Genomic DNA, 22,359 nt, shown 5'->3' with positions numbered 1-22,359 from the left:
AAAATGGAAAATAGGGTGAATTTAAATTTGATTAATTTGCTGATCTTATTGAAGAAGCACAAAAGCATGCGAATTGTGGCGAAGATCATAGGCAAATCCGAAAGCGCAATCAGTAAAGATGTCGCTAAGTTAAGTAATGAGTTTTCCGAAGTACTATTTGTTAAAACAAAAAATGGTTTTGAACCTTCGTATTATTTGGAACAAATTTATCCTGAACTAGAAGCGTCTTATTTAAAGTTAGTTAATGTGGTGAATAAACCGATAAAGTTTGAGCCTCTAGAATATCGTGAACTGATTCATATCGTGATAACGGATGCGGAATATGAACGAGTCGTCGCCTGCTTGTATCCCAAGTTAATCAGAAAATTTCCAAAAGCAAAATTAAAACTTTCTACTTGGAATCAAGACAGTTTAGAGGCGTTGTTACAAGGAGATGTAGATTGCGCTATTCATTTACAAAATGAACGTATACCGAAAGATATTTATCAAAAAACGATAAAAACGGATGAGATAGTTGCAGTTGTTCACAAAGAGCATCAAATAGACACATGGGATGAACTCAAAAAAATACCTTTTGTTTTCATTGATGTGCCGAGTTGGAATGAGTTCAGTTACCGATATGAGGAGATATTACCAGCCGAAAGCCGAAGAGATATCTCGTACAAAATCCGTGTGGATAAATTGAAATCGGCATTGGACATCGCTGAGCAATCAAAAATCGCTATTCAATTACCTAAGCGTTATTTAAGTGATAACTTTAAAATCATTCCTTATCCAAATAATGTAAATTTTAATATTGCTTACTCTTTTTATTGTCGGCAGACTGAGAAGCACAACCCATTAATTAAAATGATCCAGAAAATGGTTGAAGATTGTTATTAAAACCACGGTTGATGAGTAGGTGAATGCACTTAGACATGTACCTACGTATTTTTAATTAGACCGCCGTTGTCATAATTACAAACCGTTCATTTTTCCCCCATCTTGGTTCCGCATTCATTAGGCTGAGATCCAACGCCGTTTGGTATGGGTCAACAGCAAAATGGTCGCTTACTAAACCCCAGAGCATCCAGTTGATTGCGGTTTCATTCTCGGTAAGCTCTTCGAGTGGCGCTCGGAGGAAAAAGTACTCATCTTCGCCATCGTAACCGAGCCGATCATAGATAATGTTGCGTAGCTCTCGATCCAAATCATGTTGGAGATTGAGTGAGTCGTACAGTTGCTCTTCTGTTGGGCCATTCTCATGGCGATAAACATTGCGTTTTGACTCTTTGCGTAAAGTACCTGAGCCAGTTTTAATGCTTACTTTCTTTTGCGAGTGTTGCTCAAGAACTTGAATGATTTCATCCTCTAGTTGATCGAGTTTACTCAGCAAAACTTGATTGTTTATGTCACCAGCGGGGGATGCCATCGTTTGGAAGGCTTTCACTCTCTCGTAGACTGCTTTCCCGTGAGGAAGGGCTGAAAAACACTGTTCTCGGAGCGCTTCATTGGCTTGCCAAATGCCCGAGTAGAGCTCGTAATCATGTGGATATGGTGGAAGCTCTTCAGTATCTTCCCCTAATAATTCTCGCCAGCGCTTTTGCCACTGTTCTTCTTTTGCGTGTTTTACACGCGCGTATTGCTTAACCCAGCGGTTACGAAGTTTTACCCCAAAAATGGCAAGTCCCCATGGAGCGAGCAAATAAAAATAATAGTGAGAAGAGTTATCCCAAAAGTAACCGTAAACGTAAACACCAAAAGCAAGCACCCAAGTTCCAATAGTACAAGCAATAATCCCTGACATTATTGATGATTGGCGCTTTGTTTCTTTTAATGTATTACCTTCAGCACATAACCAAAAAATGCCACCAAAAACAAAGGCAAACGTTGTCATGAAGTAGGCAATCCCCGCTCCCAAAAATCCCCAAAGTGACATGTATTATCCCTAGCCAAATATCTGCTTTATTCACTCATCAATGACTCGAGGAGTAAATGTGTTTGATTTGGCGGAGAATTTACCACTAATGCCAACCTTTTGATATGCACTCGATGACTTATTGGGAATGAGTCACAAATAAAAATAGATGGTATCAAGCATCAAAATTTAATTTAGAACCTTTGATTGTCGTGAACTCTATCTGGAAGAGTTAAGGGTGGAGTTTAAGGGCAATTTTCCTCATAAAGTCGTTATTTAGAAAAAGGTAAATTAATGTTTTTATTGATAATTGTGAGAAATCTTGGGTTGGGATTGATCCCATAAATTTAGAGTAAAAAGCCTATTTTTGGGAGCGATTTCATAAATTTTATGATACTGATTTCACTGTTTGAGCTGTAAAGAATATAAACCCCCACTCAATGTATGTTAATAATCAATGAGTGTTGTTATGTCTCATATCCGTTTTTTCCCGCGCCATCGTTTGGCGCTTGCTTGTATGCTAGCGAGTGTGTCTAGCTTCTCTTTTGCACAAAACCAGTGCGCTGTTGCTGATTTACAACAATCGAGAGACTTGGCTGCTGCCGTTTCTGGTGCTGAGTATGATTGCTACCACGCTTGGTTTTCAGCTCCTTCCGCAACGCTGAACGATATTTACAGCGAAGCGAGCTTAAGCCGTATCCAAGTCGCGTTGGATCAAGAAATTGCCCGCTATCGTGGAGAAGCAGAGCAAGCTCGTGTTCTAGAAAATCTGGGCGAGTTTATTCGTGCTGCATACTACGTTCGTTACAATGCTGGCACAGGTACACCTGAGTTTTCAGAAGCGTTGAGTCAGCGTTTTGCTCAGTCGACGAACCTATTCCTTAACAACCCTCATGCTTTGGATCAAGGCCGTGAACAAGTTGGCGCAATGAAGAGCTTGACTTTGATGGTTGATAACGTGAAGCAGTTGCCGCTGACCATGGATAGCATGATGGCCGCGTTGATGCACTTTAACCGTGAAACCGCGCAGGACACGCAATGGGTCGATGGTTTAAACAACCTGTTCCGTTCTATGGCAGGTCATGTAGCAAACGATGAGTTCTACCGCTACATGGCAAACAATACTCACCATATTGATACATTAGCGAGATTCGCATCTGATAACGCTTGGGCATTGGATACGGATGCGAGCTTTATTGTTTTCAATGCATTACGTGAAACTGGTCGTTTGCTTGCGAGCCCAGATCAGGAGACCAAACGCAAAGCCTTGGCTGTGATGCAACAAGTGATGCAGCGTTACCCATTGGGTAGTGAGCATGACAAACTGTGGCTTGCTGCCGTAGAGATGATGAGCTACTACGCACCTGAAGGTTTAAACGGTCTGGACCTAGATCAAGCGAAGCAAGATCTAGCAGCGCGCGTGATGCCAAATCGTTTTGAGTGTCAGGGACCTGCCATCATTCGCTCTGAAGATCTAACCGATGCTCAAGCTGCGAAAGCGTGTGAAGTACTGGCTGCGAAAGAAGCCGACTTCCATCAAGTGGCGAATACGGGCAATCAACCTGTCGCTGATGACTTGAATGATCGTGTTGAAGTGGCAGTGTTTGCTAGTAACGACAGCTACGTTGATTATTCTTCGTTCCTGTTTGGTAATACAACGGATAACGGTGGTCAGTACCTTGAAGGGAATCCATCAAAAGCGGACAATACCGCCCGTTTCGTGGCTTATCGCTATGCGAATGGCGAAGATTTATCGATCTTGAATCTAGAGCATGAGTATACGCACTATTTGGACGCGCGATTTAACCAGTACGGCTCGTTCAGTGATAACTTAGCCCACGGTCATATCGTGTGGTGGCTGGAAGGTTTTGCTGAATACATGCATTACAAACAAGGCTACCAAGCTGCGATCGAACTGATTGCAGGCGGTAAATTGAGCCTTTCAACTGTGTTTGATACCACATACTCTCACGATACTAATCGTATCTATCGTTGGGGTTACTTGGCCGTTCGATTCATGTTAGAAAATCATCCGCAAGACGTAGAAAGCTTGTTGGCGTTGTCGCGCACTGGTCAGTTTGAACAGTGGGCGCAACAGGTGACGACATTAGGTCAACAATATGACGCAGAGTTTGAACGCTGGTTGGATACGTTAGAAGTGGAGCCAGAGCAACCAGTTACTGACCCAGAAGAGCCAATAGAACCTGAAGCACAAGTGACTGAATTGACGGCGAACCAAAGCCTTCAACTCAGTGGCGAAGCATACAGTGAAAAACTGTTCTACGTTGACGTACCAGCCAACACCGTTCGCTTTAATGTATCTATTGAAGGTGCGGGGGATGCGGATCTTTACATGAGCTACAACAAAGTTGCGCATTACTACGACTTTGAAATGAGCCAGTATGGCGATGGCAGCAATGAAGAGATTGTATTTGAGCCAGAGCAGGATGGTTACGTGAAAGCAGGTCGTTACTACATCAGTTTAACTGGCCGTGATAACTATGACTCAGTGAATCTTATGGCTGCTTTAGACGTTGAAGCGCAAACACCGCCAACACAAGTGCAAGACGATTTGGCACCTGTGGTATTAGAGTCTGGTGAAGCAAAAATGCTGACCGTTCACAAGCAGCGTTATGCGGCAGTGTATGTACCTGAAGGTGTTGAAGAGGTTCGTGTATGGCTAACGGCTCACTCTCAAACAGGTAATGTCGACCTATACGCGAGTAGGGAGCATTGGCCTACAGTTGAGCAACACGAGTACGTCTCCAACTATGCAGGCAGCAACGAATACCTTGCGATTCCTGTTACTGAAGCGGGCTATGTGCACTTCTCTCTTCAAGCTCCAGAACAAGGTGATGACGTTGAAATGTTAGTGCACTTCAACTAAAACATGTTCGATTAGCTGAAATCGAGATAAAAAACGTCGCTCATAGAGCGGCGTTTTTGTTTGTATCGGACGCTATTGTGATCAAACAGCGGCGAATGCCAGTTAATCGGCTGATTTATCGAGTTATCCTTTGCTCTTTTTCTAAACGGCTTTAGGTTTGTATTACAATTTACCGCGCACATAAACTTTTTTAGCGACGCGTTCTGTGACCTAGCTTCTGATTTGTGCTTTCCAAACGGATACAATATATATGCACCCCGTGCAATAAAGTGAAAAGGGAAAGACATGAAAACGCTTATTTATGAAACGTTGATTAGCCTTGCTAACCAAGAACCAGAACAACATGCAAGAATCCGACAAAATCTATATGAACAGTTGGATCTGCCGTTCGATAAGCAGCTGGCTTTGTATTCTTGTGCCCTTGGTCCTGCAAGTTCAGGCAAGTTGGAGAGTAGTCAAGGCATTAACAACGCGGTAGATTGCGCGGTTAAACTGCTTGAAACCCCTGAGCGCTAATTCACTCGTTGTTTAAATCACGGCCCGATCCCCAAGGGCCGTTTTTAATTGCCTTTAAATTGATTTCAACGTCGTGATTACTCTGCTCTTTCCGCCAGCACTTCTTTGAAGGCAAACATGCCGTTTAATGCCGCTGGAAACCCTGCGTAGACGGACATCTGTAAGATGACTTCTTTAATTTCAGCCTCGCTGCAGCCTACATTCAGTGCTGCATTGAGATGTACTTTCAGTTGTGGCGCACAATTCCCCATTGCCGTTAGCGCGGCGACGGTTGCGATTTCTCTCGATTTTAGGTCTAAGCCTGGACGAGCATAAATATCGCCAAACGGATACTCAATGGTGTACTGAGCTAAATCTGGGCAAATATCTTGTAAGCTTTCGATGACGTTATGACCAGCGTCGCCATCAATGTGAGAGAGTAGTTCTAATCCTTTGTTAAAGCGTGATTGTTCCATTGATATGTTCCTAGTGAATAAATGCACACATACCTTAATCCTTAGAGTTAACTCTAAGTCAACGAACTTTTCCGCTTTTATACAAGGCAATTTTTTCTTCTAGAGCCGTTAAGTGCTTTTGCTGCTGTTCAATGTGGAGCTTGAGGTTTTCTTGGTGTTGCTCTAGCAAGGCTTGGCGTTGTCGTACAGATTCTGAGCCGACTTCCCTTAATTTTGCATATTCCAGAATCTCTTCAAGCGGCATTGCAGTTTCTTTTAATCGCTTTACGAAGCTAATCCAGCTTAGATCTTTCGCACTATACACTCGATGCCCACTCGCGTTTCTATGGACATGTTTAAGTAAGCCAATTTTTTCATAGTATCGAAGTGTATGAGCAGACAAGCCGACGAGGCTAGAAAACTCTTTGATATTCATGATTACCCTCCAAGGTAATTCATACCAATAGGCATAAGCTAAGTTCCGCATTTTGAAGTCATTTCGGGATAGATACAAACGGTAATCTTCCATGTTTTAAGGTGGGATACGCAGAAGGGGGCTGTTTTGAATACGCGCCAAACGTGATCCACCTGCCAGTTTCACTTTATTAAAAATTAGTTACTCAATAGAGTGGTTTGGCTGTTTTTAGTCTTTGGCCTCCTTTAGGGCGTACCCGGGCATTTTCTTTCATATATTTTGAATGCAATTTTTTGTAATACAAAACAATGGTTTAGTGTGTTTTATGTGCGGTGTACTTGAATGTCATCTACTCGTTTACGTCCAGAATCGTTTCTACTTATGCAATGGAGGAGTCACTACGCCTTCATTTTCAGCCTTGAGTTAGGGCGAAAAGGGTGAGGGCGTCTGATGAATAGCTCTTATAATTTCGACTATTGAATTCACTCACAAAAAAATGCAAACAAGTAATCGTGAGTGAAAACGAGTAGGAGAACAACATGAGTGGCTCACAGGAAATACAATCATTCGGTGCGAATGTTATCTTACATGCGTTTGATTGGAAGTATGCTGACATTGCCCAACGAGCAAAAGAAATCCACGAGCTAGGTTACGGCTCCGTGTTGGTTTCGCCACCAATGAAAAGCGCCCACGATGATCGCTGGTGGCAGCGCTATCAACCTCAAGATTACCGTGTCATCGACAATGCGTTGGGTGATACCAAAGACTTTATCCGTATGGTTCGTGAACTGGAGCAAGTTGGCGTGTGGGTTTACGCTGACGTGGTGTTTAACCATATGGCAAATGAGGCCCACCTTCGCCGAGACCTCCAATACCCAAGGCAAGAGGTCTTGGAGGAATACCAACAAAACAAACAGAAATATCAGTCGCTAACGTTATTTGGCGACTTATCTCAACCGCTTTTTGATGAAGAGGACTTTGTTGAAGCGTTCGGTATTAAAGACTGGAAAGATAAATGGCAGGTACAAAATGGACGCATCACAGGTGGACCAACCGATCCTGGCTTGCCAACTCTCCGTGTTTGTGACCATGTCGTTGAGCAGCAACGCGCTTACCTAAAAGCACTGAAAGCCATTGGTGTGAAAGGGTTTCGTATTGATGCCGCGAAACACATGACGCTAGAGCACCTTAAACGTGTTTGGACAGACGACATCACGCGCGATGTGCATATATTTGGCGAAATTATTACCGATGGCGGTGCGACAGAGGAAGAGTATCAGTTGTTTCTTGAGCCGTATTTACAGGAAACTCGCTTAGGCGCTTATGATTTCCCGTTGTTCTCGACCATTTTTAAGGCGTTCGCTAAAAAGGGCAGTTTCAAGTCGTTGATTGACCCATACTGTTTCGGTCAGGCCCTTTCGCCCGGTCGCGCGATTACATTTGTTGTCACGCATGACATTCCTAACAATGACGTTTTTCTTGATCTGATCATGGATGAGGAAAATGAATGGTTAGCTTATGCCTACATTCTAGGCCGCGATGGTGGTGTGCCATTGGTTTATACCGACTTAAACACTAGCGGTATTACAGATAAAAATGGCAAGCCAAGATGGCAAGGCGCATGGAACGATCCGCGAATGGCGAAAATGATCCAATTCCATAATATGACGCATGGCGAGTCGATGAGTGTTCTTGAAGGTAACGATGATATGCTGGTATTTAAGCGAGGGAGCAAAGGCGTTGTCGTGCTTAATAAATCGCAGCGTCAGCAGTCTTTGACATTGAAAATGGATGGTGACTGGGTGGATTTGATGACGGATCAGGACGTTCCATCTGACGGTAAGTTAATTGTGCCACCTAAAGCCTCAATGTTGCTCGTCGAAAACTAAAAAATAAAACACCGAGCTTAGCGAGTTCGGTGTTTTATTTTTGTCGGCGGTCATTCAAGAACGGGTAAAGTCTAATGTAAAACCGAAGTCTTTCGCGTCTGCTATGAAGTTATGAGCACTCATTAACGCAACATTCAGCCTTTAAAAAGCCGATCACATCATCTAAACATTGGTACTCTGCAACGCAAAAAAGGGTTCGCCCCTCACGACGTTGGGTGAGAAGCCCGGCTGAGGCTAGACTAGAAATATGATGAGAGAGAGTGGATGCAGGAATGCCAAGCTTTTCTTGTACGCCGCCTACCGCGATACCTTTGTATCCCGCTTTGACAACTTCTTTGTAAATACTTAAACGAGTAGGATGACCTAACTCTTTTAGTGCTTTAGCGACGGCTTCAAGCTCCATACTGACCTCTAAAGAATGACTACAGTAAATTTGTTTCGATAATAGGGAAAGTCTCGGTAAATGCCAACTCTTGTGATCTAGGAACGATTTAAATCAGATGAGATTCATACCGGCTCATACCAGCACAACAATAATTGTCTACTCCAATGAGACAGATCAATCTTCATTATTATTTCACCCCACGTTCAAACTCCCTCGTCTACACTCATGGGTGAGTTGTCAGTTGGCAGACCAAGGAGGCGGCCATGATTGCGGTTCATAGAGAGTATTGTTTGTCTAACAGTTCAGATTTACATGCTCACGTTAAAGTTAACCCTGTCGGTAAATTAGAAGTTGAGATTGTAGAACTTCAAGAGCGCCATACCACAGAGTTTGATGATTTGTCTTTTGAGAGCCGTGGGTGTGAAACTCGAATCTGTGGTAAAGAAGACACAACTCCGTGGCAGTTCAATCTTGCAGTTACTGATGCGTTAGAGCTTTCTCACTTAGTGGAAGAAGCAAACGAAGAGTATGAGATTTTAATGAATGATCTTATGTAATCTCGTGAGAAGATCATTTTATCCTGCACGGCATGTGGCTCTGTACTGAAAAAGAAAAACCTCCCAAACGGGAGGTTTTTAATATTGAGCAAGTTACCGTCAGATCGGCTCTTCTCTCGGCGGTGTTAGTTCTTGAACGTTATCTTCATTGAAGTCATCAGCGTAACCTTTCGGCGGTGGAGTCCATCCACGTTCTGAGCGCGAGAGTTTGTCATGGCGATCTTTTTGCATCTCTTCCGCCATTTTTTCCTCTAACTGAATAAACAGTTGTCGGAAATTGTTGTCATAACGTTCGCCTTCAGAATCATCTTCCCAAGCTTTGTAGAGTATCTCGGACTTGCGCGCTTCAACACGCTTGTATGTCGCTTTTTGCTGCTCAACAAAGAAGGGATGAATACCAAGTGCTTTCATCGTGTGACCGCCCATCTCCAATGCGGAATGGTAGGTTTCCGATTCAATAATATCAGCCCCAGCTTGACGCAAAAGATAGCCGTGACCACGGTCAAAGGCGCGTGCGATCACCGTTACTTTGGGGTACGTGTGTTTGACGTACTTCACCAATTCCACACTTGATTCTTGGTTATCAATTGCGACGACCAACGCAGCCGCATGCTCGATGCCTGCAGTGTGCAGCATATCTGGTCTAGTCGCATCGCCAAAATAAGCGCGAGTGCCAATCTGGCGCATGTTATCGACTTGGTTGGCTTGGTGATCGAGCACCACTGTTGTTACACCATTAGAAACAAGCAAGCGGTTAACAATCTGACCAAAACGGCCGATACCAGCGATGATTACTGTGCCTTTTTCTTCAATCGTATCGCTTTCCCTTTCGTTTGATTGAGTTTCAAAACGCGGCAGTATTAATTTGTCAAATAGAATGAACAAACCTGGCGTTAAGAACATTGAGATAGCAACAACCAGCGCAAGCGTTTGCGAGAGTTCAAACGGAATGACGTGGTTTTGCACAGAGAAGCTTAGCAACACAAAACCAAATTCACCCGCTTGAGCCAAGCTTAAGGTAAACAGCCAGCGGTTGCTGCCTTTCACTCTAAATATCAGCGCGAGAATAAATAGCACCAAGGCTTTCAATACCATCACGCCAATGGTCAGTGCCATGATCAACCAGAAGTCACCAAATAGAACTGAGAAATTGATCCCAGCTCCGACGGTGATGAAGAACAGACCCAGCAACAACCCTTTAAATGGTTCGATATTGGACTCTAACTCGTGGCGAAATTCGCTGTTCGCCAATACAACGCCAGCCAAGAAAGTTCCTAACGCAGGAGATAAGCCAACCAAACTCATCAGTGCTGCGATGCCGATCACCAGCATCAATGCGGTGGCGGTAAAAATCTCACGCAGCCCAGAGCTAGCAACATAGCTCAGCAGAGGTCGACTTAAAAAGTGACCACCAACGACAACAATCGCTATCGATGCTGTGATGACTATTCCGTACGCCCAGCCCGGTAAATCGGCCACGAGGTTTAAATCGTCATGATGCTGCGCGGCCGTTTGAACAGCATTTTGTGCTTGTTCGACTAACTCCGGCAGGGCCAGCAATGGAATAAAGGCCAACATCGGGATAACAGCGATATCTTGGAAAAGCAAAACAGAGAACGCGTTTTGTCCGCCTTCTGTCTTCGTTAACCCTTTTTCGCTAAAAGTTTGCAAAACAATCGCGGTAGAAGAAAGGGCGAAAATCAAACCGATGGCTAAGGCAATAGTCCAAGGCTGCTCAAAGTACAGGGCAATACCCATAATCGCCGCGATGGTACCGCCAACTTGAAGACCGCCTAAGCCCATTAAACGATTTCGCATTGACCAGAGCATTTTAGGCTCTAGCTCTAACCCCACTAGGAATAGCATCATCACCACGCCAAATTCGGCAAAGTGCTGAATTGTCGTTGTTTCCTCACCGACTAAGCCGATAATTGGACCAATTACCACACCAGCGATGAGGTAACCTAAAACGGAACCGAGCCCTAAACGCTTGGCAAGTGGTACCGCAATCACAGCGGCAATCAAATACACGAAGGCTTGTAAGAATATCCCTGTCATGAAGCCTCCTTGATGAGCTTCGGAAGTGCGCTGTTGAGTTTGATTAATGACGCAGCTGCTTCAACATCCAGTCTATCTTCGACTAATGCTGTTAGCAGGCTTTTGTACCGTTCGACATGACGAGGAATTCGGCCTTCTTCTTCGGCTGTACGTGCGCCGAACAAAGCAAGAGGCGCAATGTAGTGCATACCCGTGAGCGCTGACATTTGCTCGATAGGAGCGAGCAGTTCCCGAATCGTAAAATGGTTGTAGCCTTCGGCTTTATAGGCTTCTTCCTTGCCGCCGGCCGAAAGCACGCACAGCATGGTTTTACCTTGTAGTTCGGTTCCTTCAGTGCCGTAAGCAAAGCCATACTCCAAAACCAGATCTTGCCACTCTTTTAAAATTGCTGGGGTTGAATACCAATATAGTGGGAATTGAAAAACCACTACATCATGCTCACGCAAGCGTTGTTGTTCACGGTCGATATTGATATCGAAACGAGGATATTCACCATAGAGATCAACACATGTCACGCCTTCAATTTTTTGAGCTTCTTTGAAAAGTGGAGTATTCACTTCTGAACGATGCTGGGAAGGATGAGCAAAGAGAATTAATACTTTTTTATTCGCCATAAGGATCCTTGCTATCTAAATAACCATGCCCGGTAGGAGCGCAGGTTGGTTAGAAAATGTAACTCATAAATGGCCGTCAAGCTAGCTTGGAAAAGTGCTTAAGCTGTTTCAATATCAATAAAAAACCACCAAATAAGTTGGTGGTTTTGGCAAGCGTAAAATTCTAATTAATCATGAATAGGAACGACTAAAATATCGACTGGTGACTTGTTGATAAGATGTCTTGAGTAGGAAATGATTTTGCTCCAGAAATCTTGGTGATGGCCACAAATCAGCAAGTCCACTTCTTGCTCTTTGATGGTAATTTCGAGCTTATCGGCTAAATCACCAGTACCCACGAAGAAGTGTTTGAGTGGATAATCCATGTACTCACTGAATGTTCTCAAACATTCCATAGAGTGCTCATTCAGCGGCCTTTGGTCTGGGTTCTCTTTAATGTCTACGAGCTCACGATAAATTTCCCCGTGAGTTCCATCAATATGGATGAATGAAATATCGGAGTCGAGATAGTTAGCCATCGCTACGGCTCTGTCGATCAGAACTGTGCTTTCATCGGACAGTTCGAGTGCAACAAGGATATGTTTGTATTTCATTACCACGCCCTTATGTGGATTAGCTTTACTGTAAGCATAGTATGGCTTGGGCAAAATTTGTGTAGATAAGATCTCGAAATCGTTCAAAGTTTTGATAAATAATGCTGCTTGCTTTTTAGTCAGAAAACCCGCTAAACTTCGCAAATCATTTCTCTAGGAGATTACGCCAACATGAAGAACTAAACCTGTTATCCATATTTTTACTTATTTTTTGGATCTGCAGGGTTAGTAGGCGTAGCTCACTTTCCGATATTTCTTTGCAACAAGACGACTTTTTGATTTGACGTTTATCGTCGAGCTTTACATAGAGCTTAATGCGTTTGTGCACGCGTTTTGTTGCAATCTCAAATCATAGCTACGGCTGTTGTCCCTGTCATACAGGAGGCAAATTATGCCAGTTTTACAAGCTTTTAATGTTAGCCATCAGTTTGATAATGGCGAGACGCTATTTCAGTCTATTTCTTGTTCCATGACTAAACGACGTGTTGGTTTGGTTGGGCGCAATGGCATCGGTAAGTCGCTTTTGGCTTCCATTTTGGCGGGTGAAACTCAGCCTGCCAGCGGTGTAGTGACTTTTCCCTCTTCTTTCATGATGTATCGCCAGCAGCCGTCTGATTTGCTTTCAGGTCAGCAATCGATCGCCCAGTTTCTGGGAACTGACTCGGTCCTGCATGCTTTAAAGCTGATTGAACAAGGTGATGTTTCTGAGCATTGGTTCGAACTGGTTGGCGAACAGTGGGATATTGAACAGAAACTCAAACAGCAGCTTGCTGCGATGGGCTTACCGCAAGACCCTGATTTCTCATGTGCTCGGCTTAGTGGTGGTCAGTTGGCGCGTTTGCAGTTATGGCAGTTGTTTGAAAACGAAACGGAGCTTTTGATTCTCGATGAGCCATCCAATCACCTCGATACCGAGGCGAAACAATGGTTGATAGAGTCTATGAGGCATTTCGGTGGCGCGATTTTACTCATCAGTCACGATCGCGAGCTGCTTCGAGCAATGGAGGAAATTTGGGAACTCTCGGGTCTAGGCTTACAGGTTTTTGGTGGAAATTACGATGTGTATGCCGAGCAAAAACGCACTGAGTTACAAGCGGTCGAAAGGCAGTTAGCGCAGGTCGATAAACACAAAAAACGGTTAGCTGAGCAAGCCCAGAAAAATCGCGAAAAAGCAGACCAACGCGCCGCGCAAGGGAACAAACTGCGCAAAGACGGCAGTCAGCCCAAAATTTTGCTTGATGGCAAAAAGGATAGCGCGACCGCCAGCGCCTCAAATCGCAATAAGAATGAGCAACTCAGACAAGTGCATTTACAAGCCAAAGAGTGGGCGTTGCAATCACGACATGAGCAGCTCAAAGCACAAAAGTTTTATCTTGCAGATAATCCGAACCGTTCGAGAAAAGTGTTGTCGATACAAGAAGGTATATTGCCTTTTGGGGATTCTACTCCTATCACTTTGCAGATTTTTGCGAACGATAAAGTCCATCTCAAAGGGAAAAATGGCTGCGGAAAGTCAACCTTGTTAAAGACGTTGCTTGGCGAGTTGTCGTTGCTGAGTGGTGAGCTGCAAGTGAATACACCCTTGTATTATCTCGACCAACACTTTGGCGCAGTGAATCCAAATCTTTCGTTACTTGAGAACGTAATGGAGACCTGCCAAGAGATGACGGAAAGTGAAGCGAGAACCTTATTGGCGGGGATCGGTTTTCGTCGAGACGCTGTGTTTCGGTTGGGGCGCGTACTGAGCGGTGGCGAGAAGATGAAGCTCGCGATGCTGATCGTCAGCCATCAAAACTCCCAGCCTTTGCTGCTGCTTGATGAGCCAGATAACCATCTCGATCTCGAGTCAAAAATAATGCTTAGTCAGGCGTTAAATGCATACAAAGGTGGATTTGTTCTGATTAGTCACGACCAAGATTTCGCTTCTGAGTCTGGGGTTTTGCGTCAAATCGAACTGAATTAAACGAAAGAGAGCAAACGCCATTGTAGCTCTTCAGCGTTGTTCCTAAGCTCTACACCTCCACTTACCGATATGTAGAATTGGCAGGAAATAAGGGAGTTAGGATGGCTTTCACAACTCGTTTAATGAAATTAGATTCATTTTGTCGATATATAGTAGAGTTCTGATGTATTGCACAAAAAGACAACAGAAAAATAAAAAGGAATTTCATGAAAAAGAACACCCTAGCATTCGCAACGGCTCTCGCACTCGGAAGTGTGTTGTCTGTGGCGCATGCAAATGAAGCGGCGCAGTCGTCGGTTGAACAGGTAAACCCGAAAGCCATCACGTATCCAACCACGCAAAAAGTGGATGTTGTCGATGACTACTTTGGTACAAAAGTGAGTGATCCTTATCGTTGGTTGGAAGACGATCTCAGCCCAGAAACCGCAGAATGGGTGAAGGCACAAAATGCAGTGACGTTTGATTATCTGTCGAAAATCCCTTACCGCGAGCAGATTGAAGAGCGCATCACTAAGCTCATGGACTACGAAAAGCAAAGCCAACCGTTCAAAGAGGGTAAGTTCACTTATTTCTACAAAAATGACGGTTTACAAAACCAAGATGTGCTTTATCGGCAGCTAGGTGATGGTGAAGCAGAAATTTTCCTCGATCCAAATACTTTTAGTGAGGATGGCACCACATCGTTAGCGGGAGTGAGTTTTTCACGAGACGGTTCTTTGGTTGCATACAGCATTTCGGAAGGCGGTAGCGATTGGCGAAAAGTCATAGTTCTAGAGACAGAAACCAAAAAGCCCGTCGGCGAAACGCTGGTGGATATTAAGTTCAGCGGCATCAGTTGGCTCGGCAATCAAGGCTTCTATTACTCAAGTTATGACAAGCCAAAGGGGAGTGAACTTTCCGCGAAGACGGATCAACACAAGCTCTACTTTCATAAGCTTGGGACGAAACAAAGTGAAGACCAGCTGATTTTCGGCGGCTTTGAGGAAGAGAAATACCGTTATGTTGGCGGCTATACGTCGGAAGATGAACGCTACTTGTTTATCTCAGCCAGCATATCGACATCGGGTAACAAACTGTTCTTTAAAGATCTGAGTAAGCCAAACAGCCCGCTTAAAACCATTTTAGATAACACCAGTTCTGATACTTGGGTAATAGACAACCAAGGCACGAAACTGTACTTGGTTACGAACCTTAATGCGCCGAACAAACGCGTCGTGACGGTGGATGCGAGTCAGCCGCAGCCCAAAAACTGGAAAGATTTGATCCCTGAAACAAAGAACGTGTTACGTGTTTCTACCGCGGGTGGCAATTTGTTTGCGAGCTATATTGTTGATGCGATCTCGATGGTGAAGCAATACGACATGAACGGCAAACTTATCCGTGAAATCAAGCTGCCTGATATTGGTAGTGCGTACGGTTTTTCAGGTAAAAAAGAAGAAACCGAAGTCTACTATTCTTTCACCAACTACAAGATGCCAAGCACTACGTATCGTCTGAACATCAAAGATGGTGATAGCGAGGTGTACTACAAATCTAAAGCGCCATTTGATCCAGCTTTGTATGAATCTCGTCAGGTGTTTTACACCTCAAAAGACGGAACAAAAGTGCCGATGATCATCACCTATAAAAAAGGGACACCGATGGACGGCAGTGCACCAACCATCCTATATGGTTATGGTGGTTTCAACATTAGCCTCACACCATCTTTTAGCCCGACACGTGCAGCTTGGCTTGAGCTTGGTGGTGTTTACGCGGTAGCGAACATTCGTGGCGGTGGGGAGTATGGTAAAGAGTGGCACAACGCTGGCATTCAAATGCAAAAGCAAAATGTGTTTGATGACTTTATTGCGGCGGCTGAATTTCTAATTGATGAAAAGGTAACGTCATCAAACAAGTTAGCCATTAACGGTGGATCGAATGGTGGCTTGTTAGTGGGGGCTGTTATGACGCAACGTCCAGAGTTGTTTAAAGTGGCGCTGCCAGCAGTCGGCGTACTGGACATGCTGCGTTATCATACTTTTACCGCAGGTGCTGGTTGGGCGTATGACTACGGTACGGCAGAGCAAAGTAAAGAGATGTTCCAGTATCTGAAAGATTATTCGCCAGTGCACAATGTAAAGGCGGGGGTGGAATACCCAGCAACATTGATTACAACGGGTGATCATGATGATCGTGTTGTTCCTGCTCACTCTTACAAATTTGCTGCTGAGTTGCAGTCAAAACAGGCGGGTTCAAATCCGACCTTGATTCGCATCGAAACCAATGCAGGGCATGGTGCTGGCACACCAACTCGTAAAATAATTGAGACAAATGCAGATATTTATAGCTTTGCACTGTTCAATATGGGGATAGAGAAACTGCAATAGTGCGAATCGTTTGTGTTTTTAGTTAACGAAATGCATTGGTGCTTTTGCACTCGAAAATAAAAGGGAATCACAGAGTGTGATTTCCTTTTAATTTATTGTGGAGTAACTATTCTAAATTGACCGCAAGGCTAATTAAATTAAGGTATTTGCAATTTATTACATCTATCTTCTTTACCTGAAGAGTAATATACGATACAAATAAAACTTGATCGCGATCACCTAACACCATTGCACTCCTTATTTATATGGTAAATTTAATTAATCATTTGTTCTAATGATAATTGAATTTTCATAAGTTTTAATATTCCCTTCTTCGTAAAGCTTACCAAATTTCAAGTTATATAAGATATAAGTAGCAGTGATTGAACTTTTACGACGCTTTATTTTATTTTAATTAAAACGTCTAATGTTTCGTCATTATTAAATTTGCTTTGATAATTTATATTATCCAAAGCGAGTTGTGTTGCTTGCTATTTATGATGACCTCATGACGTGAATAATTTTTATAATCATTAAAATGGATACAGTTTTATGAATTTAGTGAAACCGTCTGTTGTTATCATGGCAGCAGCCCTTCAACTCGCGTCTTCTGCTTATGCTCAGACAAATAATGACGAAGAACTACAAGATATGTCTGACCCACTTGCGGTTTACACCCAAGCGGGCTTTGGTATTACTGACAAAGGCGCAAACATCAAAATCGGTCAAACTTACCAATCTAGCCAGCCTGGCACCATGGCGATGAACATCATCGAAATGAAAGGCATTGGTGGTGAGCTATTTGGCATTCGCGACAATGACGATCCAATGTATGCCAATGTTGATGACAGCATTGACTCGTTCCGACTACGTAATTTCCAAGTAGAAGTCGCAAAAGGTCTAGGCCGTCAATTAGATGTAAACTACGACGTTGATAACGATAAATTAGATGCATCTTACAGCTTTATTCAAGGCCTACCTAAGTTTGGTATGTTGCAGTTATTTCCTTTGGCTGGTGCAGGTGTCACTATTGCTAATGATTTTAGTGGTGATGGCAAAGGTTATGAAATTCCAGGTACTTTCACCGTTGTCGGTATGTACTCAAAAATTGAATTAACCGATAAAATCTGGATTAACTACAACCCAATGTATATGCATACATTGTCAGGGTCTAGTCAATATAAAGATGCTTATTACGCTGGTGAAGATAATATCTTAACTCATGAGTTTGCGTTGTCTTATCAAATTAATCCTCGCGCAAATATTCGTTACTTTGCAAACTGGAATGAGCACGTTAATTTCGGTGATGGTGATCACCGTATCGAATTTAACTACCAATTCTAACTTCCTCGTTTATTTCCAGAATAGAAAGTGTGTTTATCCATATATTTAAATATTTAGGCTAGGGCACTTTCTACATAAAGTAGGTTTATCATGAAAGCCAAATATAAATTTGCGTTGGTATCTATTGCTATATCTTCTGCATTACTATCAGGATGCAAAACTGGCGATATCGCAACGAAAACTGCCCAAGCACCCTCTGTTGAAACCGTTACCCTAACCGAAACAAAAATCACTCCTTATCATACTTTTATCGGTCGAACTGAAGCGGTAAATGACGTTGATATTATGCCTCGAGTCGGTGGCGAATTAACCGCGATTCATTTTAAAGATGGCGATATGGTCGAAAAAGGCCAATTGCTGTTTGAAATCGACGACCGTCCTTACAGGGCGGCACTGGCGTATGCTAAAGCGTCGTTGCAAAAAGCAAAAGCACAACTCGTTCAAACTACGCGTGATGCAGAACGTGTGAAGAAACTCATCAAAGATAAAAGCATCAGTGAGCAGCAATACGATGACGCCATTGCCGCGCACGCCGCAGCGATTGCTTCGGTAGAAGAGGCGAAAGCGACGCTGGTTTCAGCAAGGCTCGATCTTGAATTTAGCTCTGTGCGTGCTCCTTTCTCTGGCCGCGCGGGTTTCAGCAACTTCCGAGTGGGTGACCGTATTTCGAAAATTCAACTCGTTCCTCTTGTTTCGATCACTCAAATCGACCCAATTCGCTTTGGCTTTGATGTGGATGAGAAGCTCTACCGCCGCGTAAGAAGTGCGATTGATGTGGCCCATCGTAACGATGACAAACTGGATGTTGATTTAACACTGACGCTTTCAGACGGTTCATTGTACCCGCTTGATGGCAAGATCTACGCCGTTGGCAACAAGATCGATTTAGAAACAGGCTCAATTCGAGCAGAAGCACAATTCGATAACCCAACTTACGCGCTTATGCCGGGTGAATATGGCAACTTGACCATCAAGCTGCGCAACAAAACCATTGATGGTTTGCTTATCCCATCGGCGGCTGTTCAGCAAGACCAAGCGGGTGACTACGTCATGGTGGTTGGTGATGATCACGTGGTGTCACGTCGTAACGTTGAACTCGGTCAGACCTACGGTGTGAAACGTGCTGTGCTGACTGGTTTGGCGGCTAACGAAAAAGTCATCGTCAATGGTCTTCAAAAAGTGCGTCCGGGTGCAACGGTGAAAGACGTTGAACTACAGAGTGAACAAGGCTGAGTGAGTACTGATGTTAAGTAAATTTTTCATTCACCGGCCGAAGTTTGCTTTGGTGATCTCACTGGCGATGACATTGATGGGTATGATCGCCCTGAAAGTCTTGCCAATTTCTGAGTATCCTCAAATCTCTCCGACGGTAATTACGGTGAGCACCATGTATCCGGGTGCAAACGCGAACGTGGTTAAAAAGACGGTTGCACAGCCGATAGAAGCCAAAGTCAACGGCGTTGAAGACATGATTTACATGTCTTCTGTGATTGGTAACGATGGTTCATACACACTACGTATCTATTTTCGAGTAGGCGCAGATGGCGATATGGCGCAGGTTCGTGTGAACAACTTGGTGGCGCAAGCGACGTCTTCTCTCCCACAAGAAGTAAACCAAATCGGTGTGACGGTTAAGAAGAAATCTTCCGACATGTTGGGCGTTATTACACTGCGTTCTCCGAAACAGTCTCACGATAGTATCTACCTTTCTAACTACGCGGATCTCAATATTGTTGAGCGTCTAAAACGTATCGAAGGTATGAGTGACATTACGCTGCTGGGTAAGAAAGACTACTCAATGCGTATTTGGTTGAACCCAAATAAACTGGCCACCTTGAAGCTTTCTGCTAGCGATGTTATTGGCGCAATTAAAACGCAAAACATCCAAGTGGCGGCGGGTAAGATCGGTGGTATGCCAGCTCCGGGTGACCAGCAATATCAATATGTTTTGCAAACCAAAGGCCGCCTTACTTCTGCAGAAGAGTTCGAGAACATCATCATCCGCGCGAGCAAGAAAGGTTCTTTGATTCGCTTGAAAGATGTGGCTCGTGTGGAAGTTGGCGCACAAGGTTACGAAGCTGATGGTCGTATGAATAACGAACCAGCCGCCGTTCTGGCCTTGTACCAGTTGCCGACAGCGAACGCGCTAGACGTGATGGAACGCGTGAAAGAGGCCATGAAAGAGTACGAGAAATCGTTCCCAGATGATTTGGTCTACGACATCGCTTATGACTCTACCGAATACGTAGAGACATCGATTGATGAAGTGTACGAGACACTGGTGATTGCGGTACTTCTTGTCACCTTCGTTGTGTACGTTTTCTTGCAGAACTGGCGAGCGACCATCATTCCAACCTTAGCGATTCCGGTTTCCATCATTGCGACGTTCGCAATCATGGGCGTTATGGGCATGACCATTAACACGATCTCGTTGTTTGGCTTGATCCTCGCCATCGGTATCGTGGTGGACGATGCGATCATCGTGGTGGAGAACGTGGAGCGGGTTATCTATGAAGAGCATTTAGACCCGATTCCGGCCACGATCCAAGCCATGAAAGAAGTGACGGGTCCAGTATTGGCAACAACGCTTATTTTGTTGGCGGTATTCGTACCGGTTGCGCTATTGCCGGGTATTTCTGGTCGAATGTTCAACCAGTTCGCGGTCACCATCTGTGTATCGGTACTGATCTCTGCGATCAACGCATTGACGTTAACGCCTGCGCTTTGTGCGTTGATGTTGAAATCTACTCACTCGCAACCTATTGCGCCTTTGCGTGCGTTTAACCGCGGTTTTGAAGCAATAACGCGCAAATACCAAGGTTTAGTTGGTTTCTTGAGCCGTCGTATTGTGCTGAGTATCGGTGTTTATGGCGCGCTTATTGCGGTGCTGGCATTTGCGTTCATGACCGTACCTTCTTCTTTCGTACCGAACGAAGATAAAGGCGTGTTCATGGTCGAAATGCGTTTGCCAGACGCAGCAGCATTGCAGCGTACTGCACCATTAATGAAGAAGTACGTTGATGAGCTAAAACAGATGGAAGGTGTGGAGAACGTGGTTTCGGTTGCGGGCTTCTCGGTAATTAACATGGCGTCGATTCCAAACTCGGGCATGTTGATCATCAAACTGGATAACTGGAGCAAACGTAAAGACCCTGAGCTACACCAACGTGCGTTGATGAACAAAGTTAACCAAATGCTGAACTCAACGCCAGATGCCGCTTCGTTCGTTTTCGCGACGCCGGCAATCAAAGGCATGGGTGCGGTGGATGGTTTCAACCTTGTGCTGCAAGACAACTTGGGCCGTTCTCCACAAGAGTTGGCAAAAACAACCGCTGATTTTGTTGCCCAAATCAATCAACTGCCTGAAGTGGCGCGTGCGTTCTCGATTTTCCGTGCGAACATTCCGCAACGTTACATCGATATTGACCGCGATAAAGCGATTTCGATGGGCGTACCGTTGAATGAAATCTTCAGCACACTGCAAGCACAGTTGGGCGGCGCCTACATTTCTGACTTCAACTTGTTTGGTCGTTCGTACCAAGTGAAAGTGCAAGCAGAAGAGCAATACCGTGACAACATCGACGACATCAACCATCTGTTTGTTCGTTCAAGCTCTGGAAAAATGGTGTCACTGGCAACGCTAGTGAAAGTGAAGCCGATCTTCGGCCCTGATACCTTGTCGAACTACAACATGTTCAGTTCTGCAACCGTGAACGGTGCGCCAGCGCCAGGCTACAGCTCGGGTGATGTCGTAAAAGCCATTGAAAAACTGGCTGCAGAATCTTTGCCAAGTGGTTACTCGTACGAGTGGTCAGGCATGACTTACCAAGAGATGAAAGCAGGCAACATGGCACCAATCGCGTTCGCATTGTCTTTGCTGTTCACCTACTTGTTCTTGGTGGCTCAGTACGAAAGTTGGACCATTCCTGCTGCGGTAATGATGGCGGTTCCAGTCGCGATTCTCGGCGCAATGGGGACGTTATTACTGGTGGGACAACCGTTCGATTTGTACGTGCAGATTGGTGTGGTCATCTTGATCGGTATGTCCGCCAAAGTGGCGATTCTTATCGTGGAATTTGCCAAAGTTCTGCGAGAAGAAAAGGGCTTATCCATCATTGATGCTGCCAAAGAAGCTGCTCGAATCCGTTTCCGTGCAGTACAGATGACTGCGTTCGCCTTCATCTGGGGGGTATTCCCGTTGGTGATTGCATCGGGTGCTGGTGCGGCATCTCGTCACTCACTGGGCTTTGCGGTATTCGGCGGCATGATTCTCTCTACGTTTGTAGGCACGTTACTGACGCCGGTGTTCTTCGTGATGATGCAATCTCTGCGCGAGAAGTTTAAGCGAAAGAAACCCACTGAACTTGAGGTGAGCGAGCAATAACGCTGATTTCAACTGACTGACTCCACAACACCCCCACGCTGTGTGCGATTGGCCAATGCCTTTCATTGATATACAACC

The 22,359-nt window shown here is 44.5% G+C and carries 17 protein-coding genes; 10 read left to right on the top strand and 7 right to left on the bottom strand.

Annotated elements, in window-relative coordinates; all coding sequences use genetic code 11:
* The first annotated feature begins 15 nt into the window (after positions 1-15).
* Entirely contained in the window at positions 16-882 is an 867-nt protein-coding gene (locus D8S93_RS15190) for a LysR family transcriptional regulator (protein ID WP_237311240.1), read from the top strand.
* Between the two features lie 55 nt (positions 883-937).
* On the opposite strand, the gene D8S93_RS15185 is transcribed toward D8S93_RS15190, so the two are convergent.
* Complete coding sequence (locus D8S93_RS15185; RefSeq protein ID WP_152814018.1) at positions 938-1,918, bottom strand: hypothetical protein; 981 nt, start codon at positions 1,916-1,918, stop codon at positions 938-940.
* Positions 1,919-2,366: 448 nt separating this feature from the next.
* Between D8S93_RS15185 and D8S93_RS15180 the strand changes: the two genes are divergently transcribed.
* Together D8S93_RS15180 and D8S93_RS15175 are read left to right on the top strand one after the other, a co-directional pair.
* On the top strand, positions 2,367-4,784 hold the full coding sequence (locus D8S93_RS15180) for a M9 family metallopeptidase (RefSeq protein WP_152814017.1): 2,418 nt from the start codon (positions 2,367-2,369) through the stop codon (positions 4,782-4,784).
* 285 nt (positions 4,785-5,069) lie between these two features.
* Positions 5,070-5,300 (top strand): PAS factor family protein, encoded by a 231-nt coding sequence (locus D8S93_RS15175; protein ID WP_005375384.1) that lies wholly within the window; start codon positions 5,070-5,072, stop codon positions 5,298-5,300.
* A gap of 77 nt (positions 5,301-5,377) precedes the next feature.
* Here D8S93_RS15175 and D8S93_RS15170 read toward each other — a convergent pair whose 3' ends face one another.
* The gene (locus D8S93_RS15170; RefSeq protein ID WP_104972819.1) at positions 5,378-5,755 is read right to left on the bottom strand and encodes a carboxymuconolactone decarboxylase family protein; all 378 of its coding nucleotides are present in this window, start codon (positions 5,753-5,755) and stop codon (positions 5,378-5,380) included.
* Between the two features lie 58 nt (positions 5,756-5,813).
* Complete coding sequence (locus D8S93_RS15165) at positions 5,814-6,170, bottom strand: MerR family transcriptional regulator (RefSeq protein WP_005392533.1); 357 nt, start codon at positions 6,168-6,170, stop codon at positions 5,814-5,816.
* A 518-nt stretch (positions 6,171-6,688) separates the two neighbouring features.
* Here D8S93_RS15165 and D8S93_RS15160 point away from each other — a divergent pair.
* Complete coding sequence (locus D8S93_RS15160; RefSeq protein ID WP_104972818.1) at positions 6,689-8,038, top strand: alpha-amylase family protein; 1,350 nt, start codon at positions 6,689-6,691, stop codon at positions 8,036-8,038.
* Between the two features lie 109 nt (positions 8,039-8,147).
* On the opposite strand, the gene D8S93_RS15155 is transcribed toward D8S93_RS15160, so the two are convergent.
* Complete coding sequence (locus D8S93_RS15155; RefSeq protein ID WP_005375388.1) at positions 8,148-8,441, bottom strand: ArsR/SmtB family transcription factor; 294 nt, start codon at positions 8,439-8,441, stop codon at positions 8,148-8,150.
* Positions 8,442-8,686: 245 nt separating this feature from the next.
* Between D8S93_RS15155 and D8S93_RS15150 the strand changes: the two genes are divergently transcribed.
* Positions 8,687-8,980 carry a hypothetical protein gene (locus D8S93_RS15150; protein WP_152814016.1) on the top strand — a complete coding sequence of 98 codons (294 nt, stop codon included), beginning with the start codon at positions 8,687-8,689 and terminating at the stop codon, positions 8,978-8,980.
* A gap of 99 nt (positions 8,981-9,079) precedes the next feature.
* Here D8S93_RS15150 and D8S93_RS15145 read toward each other — a convergent pair whose 3' ends face one another.
* The 3 genes from D8S93_RS15145 to D8S93_RS15135 form a co-directional block, all read right to left on the bottom strand.
* The gene (locus D8S93_RS15145; protein ID WP_104972817.1) at positions 9,080-11,038 is read right to left on the bottom strand and encodes a monovalent cation:proton antiporter-2 (CPA2) family protein; all 1,959 of its coding nucleotides are present in this window, start codon (positions 11,036-11,038) and stop codon (positions 9,080-9,082) included.
* Positions 11,035-11,652 (bottom strand): NAD(P)H-dependent oxidoreductase, encoded by a 618-nt coding sequence (locus D8S93_RS15140; RefSeq protein ID WP_005392538.1) that lies wholly within the window; start codon positions 11,650-11,652, stop codon positions 11,035-11,037. The genes D8S93_RS15145 and D8S93_RS15140 overlap by 4 nt, the downstream gene beginning before the upstream one ends.
* Before the next feature lie 167 nt (positions 11,653-11,819).
* Entirely contained in the window at positions 11,820-12,245 is a 426-nt protein-coding gene (locus D8S93_RS15135) for a universal stress protein (RefSeq protein WP_005392539.1), read from the bottom strand.
* 391 nt (positions 12,246-12,636) lie between these two features.
* On the opposite strand from D8S93_RS15135, the gene D8S93_RS15130 reads away from it, so the two are divergent.
* The 5 genes from D8S93_RS15130 (at position 12,637) to vmeQ (ending at position 22,281) form a co-directional block, all read left to right on the top strand.
* A complete protein-coding gene (locus tag D8S93_RS15130) occupies positions 12,637-14,208 on the top strand; it encodes an ATP-binding cassette domain-containing protein (RefSeq protein WP_152814015.1) in 1,572 nt (523 codons plus the stop codon).
* A gap of 206 nt (positions 14,209-14,414) precedes the next feature.
* On the top strand, positions 14,415-16,574 hold the full coding sequence (locus D8S93_RS15125) for a prolyl oligopeptidase family serine peptidase (RefSeq protein ID WP_152814014.1): 2,160 nt from the start codon (positions 14,415-14,417) through the stop codon (positions 16,572-16,574).
* Between the two features lie 531 nt (positions 16,575-17,105).
* Complete coding sequence (locus D8S93_RS15120) at positions 17,106-17,897, top strand: hypothetical protein (RefSeq protein ID WP_152814013.1); 792 nt, start codon at positions 17,106-17,108, stop codon at positions 17,895-17,897.
* A gap of 90 nt (positions 17,898-17,987) precedes the next feature.
* A complete protein-coding gene (vmeP, locus tag D8S93_RS15115) occupies positions 17,988-19,130 on the top strand; it encodes an efflux RND transporter periplasmic adaptor subunit VmeP (RefSeq protein ID WP_152814012.1) in 1,143 nt (380 codons plus the stop codon).
* 10 nt (positions 19,131-19,140) lie between these two features.
* Complete coding sequence (gene vmeQ, locus D8S93_RS15110; protein ID WP_152814011.1) at positions 19,141-22,281, top strand: efflux RND transporter permease subunit VmeQ; 3,141 nt, start codon at positions 19,141-19,143, stop codon at positions 22,279-22,281.
* The last annotated feature ends 78 nt before the right edge of the window (positions 22,282-22,359 follow it).

Source organism: Vibrio sp. VGrn 2, from assembly GCF_009361695.1.
Classification (GTDB): Bacteria; Pseudomonadota; Gammaproteobacteria; order Enterobacterales; family Vibrionaceae; genus Vibrio; species Vibrio diabolicus.
This window is presented reverse-complemented; position numbering and strand designations above follow the sequence as displayed.